The following is a 7816-nucleotide window of genomic DNA, read 5'->3' on the forward strand; positions in this document are numbered from 1 at the left end:
CCGCGGTGCCGACGGGGTGCTCTTCTTCCAGTGGCGCGCCTCCCGCGCCGGGGCGGAGAAGTTCCACTCCGCGCTGGTCCCGCACGCCGGGCCGGAGACCAAGGTGTTCCGCGAGGTCTGCCAGCTCGGCGCGGACCTCAAGGCCCTCGCGGAGGTGCGCGGCAGCCGGGTGGACGCCGACGTGGCGATCCTGTTCGACTGGGAGGCGTGGTGGGGTGTCGAGCTGGATTCGCACCCCAGCGCCGACGTCACCTACTCCGACCGGCTGAACGCCCTCTACGGCTCGCTCTGGCGTGCCGGGGTGACGGCCGACATCGTCCACCCGTCGACCGACCTCAGCGGCTACCGGCTGGTCCTGGTGCCGACCCTCTACCTCGTCCGGGACGCCGACGTCGCCGCGCTGCACCGCTTTGTCGAGGCCGGTGGCACGGCGGCGGTCACCTACTTCAGCGGCATCGTCGACGCCGACGACCACATCCGGCTGGGCGGCTACCCGGGCGCGTTCCGGGAGTTGCTCGGCGTCCGGACCGAGGAGTTCTTCCCGCTGCGCGAGGGTGAGCAGGTCCAGTTGGACGACGGCAGCACCGCTGACGTGTGGACCGAGTGGGTGCACCCGGACGGCGCCGACGTGCTCGCCTCGTACACCGATGGGCCCTTGCCGGGAGTGCCGGCGCTGACCCGGCACCGGGTGGGTGACGGCGCCGCCTGGTACGTCGGCACCCGGCTGGACGAGCAGGCCACCGACCGGTTGGTGGCGCGGCTGCTCGCCGAGGCCGACGTCCGCCCGGCGGCGTCGGCACCCTCGGGCGTCGAGGTGGTCCGCCGCCGCGACGCCGACCGGACCTGGCTGTTCGCGATCAACCACACCGACACCGAGGTACGCCTACCGGCGCGCGGCGTCGACCTGTTGACCGGGGGATACTGCGCCGGTGAGCTGGCACTGCCGGCCGGTGAGGTGGCGGTCGTCCGTGAGGATCGGGCCGATGCCTTGGGTGTGAAGGAGGTTCCCTGAGTTGCTCGCCCAGCAGCGGCAGACCGCCATCCTCGATCTGATCCGCCAACGTGGCGGGGTGCGGGTGAGTCACCTGGTCAGTCGGTTCGGCGTCTCCGACATGACGATCCGACGCGACCTGGAGGTGTTGGCCGACCGGGGCCTGGTGGACAAGGTGCACGGCGGCGCGACCCTCGCCGGACCCGGCTCGGCAGAGGAACCCGGCTTCGCCGCGAAGTCGATCCGCCAACAGGCGGAGAAGCGGGCCATCGCCGAGCGGGCGGCGACGATGGTGGAGCCGGGAATGGCCATCGCGCTCTCCGCGGGCACCACCACCGCCGCGCTGGCCACGCTCCTCTCCGACGTACGCGGGTTGACAGTGGTGACGAACTCGATCCCGGTGGCCGACGCGCTCTACCAGAACCCGCGCGCCGACCAGACCGTCGTGCTGACAGGTGGCATCCGTACCCCGTCGGACGCGCTGACCGGGCCGGTGGCCGAGGCGGCGATCAGCGCGCTCAACGTCGACCTGCTCTTCCTCGGTGTGCACGGCCTCAGCCCACGGACCGGCTTCACCACACCCAACCTGCTGGAGGCCGGGGTCAACCGCTGCCTGATCGGTGCCGCGCGTCGACTCGTGGTGCTCGCCGACCACACCAAGTGGGAGACGATCGGCATTGCCACCATCGCCCCGCTGGAGGCCGCCGACGTGCTGATCACCGACCGTGGGCTGCCGGCAGAGGCACGCACCACGATCGGCGAGCAGGTAGGCGAGCTGGTGATCGTGGAACCTGACTAGCCCGGACCATGCGCCTCGGCTGAGAAGAACAACTACATGGCGCCCACCCCAGCCCAGGACTCGAACAAGGGAGCACAGCCATGATCGCGGTGCAGATGCGGTTCGCGGCGATCGTCGTCGTGGGCCTGATCCTCGTCGGGATGCTGAGTTGGGTGGCCGGTTCGTGGCCCGCCGACCAGAGCCGGGCGACTGTCGATCACTGCTATGTGACCCACGATCGGCTGGAGGCCATGCACAGCCGGTGCGTCGGCAACTGGACCCGCGGCGGCCGCGGGCGGCAGGGGCCGATCCACGGCGTCGACGTCCAGGAGTCCTGGAAGATCATCGACGACAAGCCCAGCAGCGCGTACGAGTGGGAGGTGGCCGTCCCAGCCTCGGCTCGACAGCCACGCGTACTCGCCGACACCCGGCAGGCATGGACGTTGTCGCCGCGTGCCCTGCCCTGGGGCCTGGTCCCCGCCGGTCTCGTGGCGCTGCTGGCTGCGCTCGCCTGGTTGATCACCGCGGTGGTCAGGGTGCCGCAGCGAGCACGGCTGGACGTGCCCGTCTCCCCGTCGTCATCGCCCAGACTGTAGATCGATCTGTGAACCGTCGTCCGGCAGGCAGACGCCGACGTGGTCGGCCTGCCGCGCGCAGCGGCGGCGACCGGGCATGAGCCGGTCGCAGAAGACCCAGTGTCGTACGTGCTGCGCGTCCTCGGCCGAGACGGTGGTGCCGCCGAGGTCGACCTGCGGCATGGAGGCCAGCGAACGGGCGAGCGTCCGCGCCAGGTCCAATGCCTCGGCCAGGTCGGTGACCGCCACCGGCAGGTGGATCACGTGCCGAGGCCTCTGCGGGTGCGTCTCGACGGCGAACCGCGGCAACGGCGTGAAGAGCCCGCTGTACTGATGCTCCCGGCCCGGGCTCACGGCTGACCCCGCTCGGACCAGGCGCTCTGCCAGTCGCGCAGCGCCCGCTTCACCCGGGCGTTCTCCTCGCTGAGCCGAGCGACATCGTGGTGCAACGTCGCAAGGTCGAGCGCGACGCGGTGCAGGAACCGTCGTACCTCCCCGGGGTCCAGGCCTCGTCGGCCGAAACCGACGACGGTGAAGTGCCGGTCCCGGACCTGGCTCGGGTGCAGCCGAGCCAGCCGGGCGCTGCCGTTGAGCGTGCCGTCGTAGATCGTCCCTCGGGTCATTCATCACCTCGCGCGTCGTCGACCAATGGGCGGGTCAGGGTCGCGAAGGGCCCTTTGCCGTGGTAGTTATTCGTTCAAGTCGGTTCGGAGCCGGGATTCGCACATCCCGACGCTCCAGTTGAGACCCGACGAGAGCCGGTATGCGGATGCCACTCGCGAGGCCGTCTCTCGTCACCTTCTCGGCTGTTGGCACAGCCGCGGTTGCCGTGTTTGCACCGGGCGTCCCCGGGGGCCGGTGATCACCTTCACCCGGAGGCCACATTTCCAGTGGCTTGGAGCTGGAGCAATGGTTCCTGCGTGGGCGTCGCCAACATATTTGAGAGGTGGATCATGCCGCACAAGCCGTTCATCCGAACCTTGCGTGCGCAGTGGCTGGGTCAGCAATTGCGGATCCTGCGGGAGGAGCGGGGGATGACGCTCAAGTTGGTCGCCGAGCATCTGCAACGAGACATGTCCGCGCTCGGACGGTACGAACGCGCGGACTGGCCGATTCGCAAGGGTGATGTGATCGCGCTGCTGGATCTCTACGGATTCCACCACGCGACCGAGCGGGCCCGCCTCCTGGCGCTTGCCGAGGAGGTATGGCGCACCGACCGGTGGGACGAGGACTACGGCGACGTCGTGGACGCCTCCTTCATCGAATATCCCTGGTTGGAGGGTCGCGCGGAGCAGGTCTGCTGCTTTCACCTCACACTGGTTCCAGGGCTGCTTCAAACCCGCGAGTACGCCGAGGCCTTGATTCGTAACGCAGCAGAACCGGGAGTTACCGAAGGCACGATCAATCGCTGGGTGGAACTTCGGATGAGCCGTCAAGAGGTCCTGAGGCGACGGCGCCCCCTCAGGATCTCGGCGGTGATCGACGAGGGTGCGCTGCGTCGGATGGTCGGTGGGCCGGAGGTACGCGGGCGACAGCTGCACCACCTGGCGCAGGCGCAGCGAATGAACAACGTGGCAATCAGAGTCATGCCGTTCGACGTGGGCCTGCATCAGGGGCTCGACGGCACGTTCTGGATATTCCGTCTGCCGGAGCCGTATCCTGCGGTGGCCTACGTGGAGTCTCTGGGAGGGCGGCTCTACCTGGAGTGGCCGAAGGCTGAGCGCTTTGTTCGTGCCTATGGTCGTCTGCTGGACTCATCGCTCACCGAGAGCGAATCAACGAAGTTGATCACGAGCATCGCGGAGGAATTGTCATGAACGAGAGCATTCCTGATGTCGCCTGGCACATCAGCAGCAAGAGTGACAGCAACGGTGGTAGCTGTGTCGAGGCGGGGCCGGTGCTGGACGGGTCTGGTCGGGTGGCGGTGCGCGACAGCAAGGATCGCGCGGCGGCAACCCTCGTTTACAGCGCCGACCGATGGACCGCGTTCGTCGCCGAGGTGAAGGACGGCGCGTTCGCCCGCACCCAACCCTGATCGACTCGGCTTCCTGCAAACCGGGGTAACCCGGTCGCGAGGACACCCCGCTTTCTAGGAAGCCGAGTCGATCTATCTGGGTGGCCGAGCGCCCGATTCGTCTGCGACATCAGCTCCTCCCATCGCGTGGCGCTTCACAGCCACCTCACAGGGGTGCCGGATAGGGTGCCGTTCGAGTCAACGTCCGACTCCAACCTGGAGCGGTCGGCGTCGCACAGGAGTTCCGATGGTCTTCAAGAAGATGTTGAGCGCGTTCGGTGTGGGCGGTCCCAGCGTGGACACCGTGCTGACCAACCCCAACACCCGGCCCGGCCTGACCCTCGACGGGCAGGTCAACCTCGTCGGCGGCGACGCTGAGGCAGCCATCGAGCAGGTGGTGATCGGCCTGGTCACCCGGGTCGAGGTCGAGGGACACGACACCGAGTACGCGGGCACCATGGAGTTCCACCGCATGGCGGTCAGCGGTGCGCTCCAGCTCGCCCCGAAGCAGCAGCTCTCGATTCCGTTCCAGCTGCCGGTGCCGTGGGAGACCCCGATCACTGACGTGTACGGCCAGCGCCTGCACGGCATGACGATGGGTCTGCGCACCGAGTTGGCGATCGCCCGCGCCGTGGACAAGAGCGACCTGGACCAGGTGGCGGTGCACCCGCTGCCGGTGCACGAGCGGATTCTGGAGGCGTTCCAGCGGCTCGGCTTCCGGTTCAAGCACGCCGACCTGGAGCGTGGGCACATCCGGGGCGTGCAGCAGACGCTGCCATTCTACCAGGAGATCGAGTTCTTCGCCTCCCCGCAGTACGCGAGCACCATCAACGAGGTCGAACTGACCTTCGTGACCAGCCAGCGCGGTGTTGAGGTCATCCTGGAGTGCGACAAGCGCGGTGGGTTCCTCAGCGCCGGGCACGACGCGTTCGGCCGCTACCAGGTGGCGCACACCGACGCTGACCGGGTGGACTGGGCGCAGGTCGTCGACGGTTGGCTGCGCGAGACCACGTCCCGCTACGGCAGCCTGCGCTCCCAGTACGGCCCGAGCCACGGATACGGCCCGGGTCACGGCCACGGTCACGGCCGCGGCGGGATGGGCGTGGGTGGCGTGGTGGCCGGCGCGGCGCTCGGTGTCGCCGGCGGCATGATCGCCGGCGAGATGATGGAGGACGCGTTCGAGGGCGACTTCGGCGACTTCGGCGGCGACGAGTAACGGGTCCACGCACGACAGTGGCCTCCGGGAGAGCCTCCCGGAGGCCACTGTGAGCTGAGGCCGGTCAGTGCCGGGCCTTGCGCTCCTCGCTGCTGCGGTGATTGCTGCCGGCCTTGGCCAGGCCTCGGCTACCGAGGTAGCCAAGCGTCAGCAGGGTGATCAGGAACCAGGCGTTGTCGGCCCGGAAGATGTCCACCCCAGCGGAGTTCTGCCCGACGACCTGCGACGCGCCCAGTACGGCGGCCACCGCGATCAGGTAGATCCAGAACTCGGTGGTCTTGAACGCCTGCTTGGTCTCCGTACCGGGTGCCTGCATGTCGTTCCGGTGCCCGTCCCGCATGACCGGCATCTGCTGGGTCTGCATGTCCCGCATCTGAGCGGGGTTCTGCGGGTCGTTCATGGGCCGGTTCATCGGCCGGGTGGAAGCAGCCTGCGTGCTCATCTGGTCCTCCTCAGGATGCGATGAGTCGTACCTGCATTCCCTCGCCCCGCTACCGCGTTTCGGCCACGGCACGGTTCGCTTTCGTGGCGGGGACAACCCCCGACTACCCGAGGCCCCGGAGCAGGTAACACCGATCGCCGGCCGGAAAAATCCGGCCGGCGATCGCGTGGTCGGCAGGTCAGCGCAGGCCGTTGCGCATCGCCACGCTCACCAGAAGGCCCGGGTCGTCGGTGATGATGCCGTCCACGCCCAGGTCGATGACCCGCTGCATCACGGTGGCGTCATCGACGGTGTACGGGATCACCTTCAGCTTGTCGCGCGTCTGAAGGGTCCGGACGTCCGGTCCGTGGAAGTATGCCGGGTTCTCCCGCAGGTACCAGTCGGCCGAGGCGACAGTGCCCTGCTTCGGGTCGTGCACCTGCCAGTTGGCGGAGACAGTGCCAGCGCCCGCGGCCCGGGTCAGCTTGCCGAGGTCCTGGTACTTCCACCAGTCCAGCCCACCGGTCCAGGGGCTCTTCACCGACGGGTTGCCGTAGACCGCCTCCAGCGAGCACTCGTCGGCGAGGGTCGCGCACTCGGCCGGGCCGTACTGCCAGACCAGGCCGACGGTGCCGATCCGCCGGTCGAGCTGCCGGGCGTACGTGATGGTGCGCCAGTCGAACGACTGGATGGTGGCCCGGCTGGTGAAGCCGGCCCGCTGGATCGCGTCGACGAGCTTGCGGGTGAAGCTGCGGTACGGCTCGGTGTCGTTCACCACCGGGCTGATCTTCGTCTCGATGTTCATGCCGATGTCGGTGCGGCCACTCGCCTCCACCAGGGCGAAAACCTCGTCAAGGGTGGGGATCCGGGCACCGGGAGCCGGCACCTGGGCGGGCAGCTCGGGCAGCGTCTTCGTGCCACAGTCCACTGTCTTGAGCTGCGCCAGGGTCAACTCGTGCACCGGCTTGCCCACGTACGGGAACTTTGGGTCACCGCGGCGCACCGGCTTGGTGTCGACGCAGTGCGACCCATTGACGGTGCGGTCGTGCAGCACCACGAGCTTGCCGTCGGCCGTCACGTTGGTGTCCAGCTCCAGCGTGGAGATCGCCCGGTTGGACAGCGCGTTCGCGAACGCCGGCAGGGTGTTCTCCGGCCGGGTGGCCCGACCGCCCCGGTGCGCCTGGATGTCGAACGGCGCGGCGTACGCCTTCGGCAGCCGGTAACCGCGCTGGGCAAGCACGCCCCGCAACCGGTCCGGGTAGTCGGTGATGAGGCCGTCCACACCGTCGTCGATCAGCTTGGTCATGGTCGGCACGTCGTCGACCGTCCACGGGATCACCTTGATCCCGTAGCGGTGCGCCTGGGCGACCATCTCCTTCGTGACGTACGGCTTGTAGCCCGGGTCGGTGACAGTGCCGTTCTGTGGCATGCCGTGCACGGGCGAGAAGGCGCTGGCGCCGAAGCTGCGGATCGCCGTGATCGGGTCGCCGCCGAAGTCGTCGATGTCCAGCCCGCCCAGCCACGGCGACGCGCCCGGCTGACCGGTCTGGAGGAAGTCGTAGTTGGTCAGCGCGACCAGCGGCAGCTTCGGCTCGACCTGACGCATGCGCATCAGCGCACCCCAGTCGAAGCTCTGGATGGTGACCTGCTTGAGCAGCCCGGCGGCGCGGATCTCGCCCGCGGTGACCCGGATGAACTGTTCGCGGGGGGCGGTCTCGGCCGGCGCGCCGGCCTCGACCTTTGATCAACCTGCACGCGGCGCTCGGGGTGCTGGTCGCGGCCAGCGCGGTGCCGCTGCTGCTGATCAGTCGCCGGTTCGGC

10 protein-coding genes are annotated in these 7816 nt (G+C 68.7%); 6 read left to right on the forward strand and 4 right to left on the reverse strand.

The window, feature by feature from the left end; genetic code table 11:
• From ABZ749_RS24245 to ABZ749_RS24255, 3 genes are all read left to right on the forward strand, one after another.
• Positions 1 to 1012: beta-galactosidase trimerization domain-containing protein (locus ABZ749_RS24245; RefSeq protein WP_357231503.1), on the forward strand; the 1012-nt coding region annotated here is incomplete at its 5' end.
• A gap of 1 nt (position 1013) precedes the next feature.
• Positions 1014 to 1790 (forward strand): DeoR/GlpR family DNA-binding transcription regulator, encoded by a 777-nt coding sequence (locus tag ABZ749_RS24250; RefSeq protein ID WP_357231506.1) that lies wholly within the window; start codon positions 1014 to 1016, stop codon positions 1788 to 1790.
• 80 nt (positions 1791 to 1870) lie between these two features.
• Positions 1871 to 2365 carry a hypothetical protein gene (locus tag ABZ749_RS24255; RefSeq protein WP_357231509.1) on the forward strand — a complete coding sequence of 165 codons (495 nt, stop codon included), beginning with the start codon at positions 1871 to 1873 and terminating at the stop codon, positions 2363 to 2365.
• Here the strand turns inward: ABZ749_RS24255 and ABZ749_RS24260 are convergent.
• Together ABZ749_RS24260 and ABZ749_RS24265 are read right to left on the reverse strand one after the other, a co-directional pair.
• Complete coding sequence (locus tag ABZ749_RS24260) at positions 2348 to 2608, reverse strand: hypothetical protein (RefSeq protein WP_357231524.1); 261 nt, start codon at positions 2606 to 2608, stop codon at positions 2348 to 2350. The two genes, ABZ749_RS24255 and ABZ749_RS24260, sit on opposite strands and share 18 nt — an antisense overlap.
• A gap of 86 nt (positions 2609 to 2694) precedes the next feature.
• The gene (locus tag ABZ749_RS24265; RefSeq protein WP_357231512.1) at positions 2695 to 2967 is read right to left on the reverse strand and encodes a DivIVA domain-containing protein; all 273 of its coding nucleotides are present in this window, start codon (positions 2965 to 2967) and stop codon (positions 2695 to 2697) included.
• Between the two features lie 330 nt (positions 2968 to 3297).
• On the opposite strand from ABZ749_RS24265, the gene ABZ749_RS24270 reads away from it, so the two are divergent.
• The 3 genes from ABZ749_RS24270 (at position 3298) to ABZ749_RS24280 (ending at position 5574) form a co-directional block, all read left to right on the forward strand.
• Entirely contained in the window at positions 3298 to 4161 is an 864-nt protein-coding gene (locus ABZ749_RS24270; protein WP_357231515.1) for a helix-turn-helix transcriptional regulator, read from the forward strand.
• Entirely contained in the window at positions 4158 to 4379 is a 222-nt protein-coding gene (locus tag ABZ749_RS24275) for a DUF397 domain-containing protein (protein ID WP_355007027.1), read from the forward strand. Before ABZ749_RS24270 ends, ABZ749_RS24275 begins: the two co-directional genes overlap by 4 nt.
• A gap of 226 nt (positions 4380 to 4605) precedes the next feature.
• The gene (locus ABZ749_RS24280) at positions 4606 to 5574 is read left to right on the forward strand and encodes a sporulation protein (RefSeq protein ID WP_357231518.1); all 969 of its coding nucleotides are present in this window, start codon (positions 4606 to 4608) and stop codon (positions 5572 to 5574) included.
• A 64-nt stretch (positions 5575 to 5638) separates the two neighbouring features.
• Here ABZ749_RS24280 and ABZ749_RS24285 read toward each other — a convergent pair whose 3' ends face one another.
• Positions 5639 to 6016: a hypothetical protein gene (locus ABZ749_RS24285; RefSeq protein WP_357231521.1), complete on the reverse strand. Its 378-nt coding sequence runs from the start codon at positions 6014 to 6016 to the stop codon at positions 5639 to 5641.
• A gap of 178 nt (positions 6017 to 6194) precedes the next feature.
• Positions 6195 to 7688 carry a glycerophosphodiester phosphodiesterase family protein gene (locus tag ABZ749_RS24290; protein WP_357231527.1) on the reverse strand — a complete coding sequence of 498 codons (1494 nt, stop codon included), beginning with the start codon at positions 7686 to 7688 and terminating at the stop codon, positions 6195 to 6197.
• Positions 7689 to 7816 lie beyond the last annotated feature (128 nt).

It is taken from the genome of Micromonospora sp. NPDC047753 (assembly GCF_040642735.1).
Classification (GTDB): domain Bacteria; phylum Actinomycetota; class Actinomycetes; order Mycobacteriales; family Micromonosporaceae; genus Micromonospora.

Bases quoted from the DNA above. Each gene is read 5' to 3' on its own strand.
- ABZ749_RS24280 (WP_357231518.1), top strand. From the start codon at position 4,606: ATGGTCTTCAAGAAGATGTTGAGCGCGTTCGGTGTGGGCGGTCCCAGC.
- ABZ749_RS24275 (WP_355007027.1), top strand. From the start codon at position 4,158: ATGAACGAGAGCATTCCTGATGTCGCCTGGCACATCAGCAGCAAGAGT.
- ABZ749_RS24265 (WP_357231512.1), bottom strand. From the start codon at position 2,967: ATGACCCGAGGGACGATCTACGACGGCACGCTCAACGGCAGCGCCCGG.
- ABZ749_RS24285 (WP_357231521.1), bottom strand. From the start codon at position 6,016: ATGAGCACGCAGGCTGCTTCCACCCGGCCGATGAACCGGCCCATGAAC.
- ABZ749_RS24270 (WP_357231515.1), top strand. From the start codon at position 3,298: ATGCCGCACAAGCCGTTCATCCGAACCTTGCGTGCGCAGTGGCTGGGT.
- ABZ749_RS24255 (WP_357231509.1), top strand. From the start codon at position 1,871: ATGATCGCGGTGCAGATGCGGTTCGCGGCGATCGTCGTCGTGGGCCTG.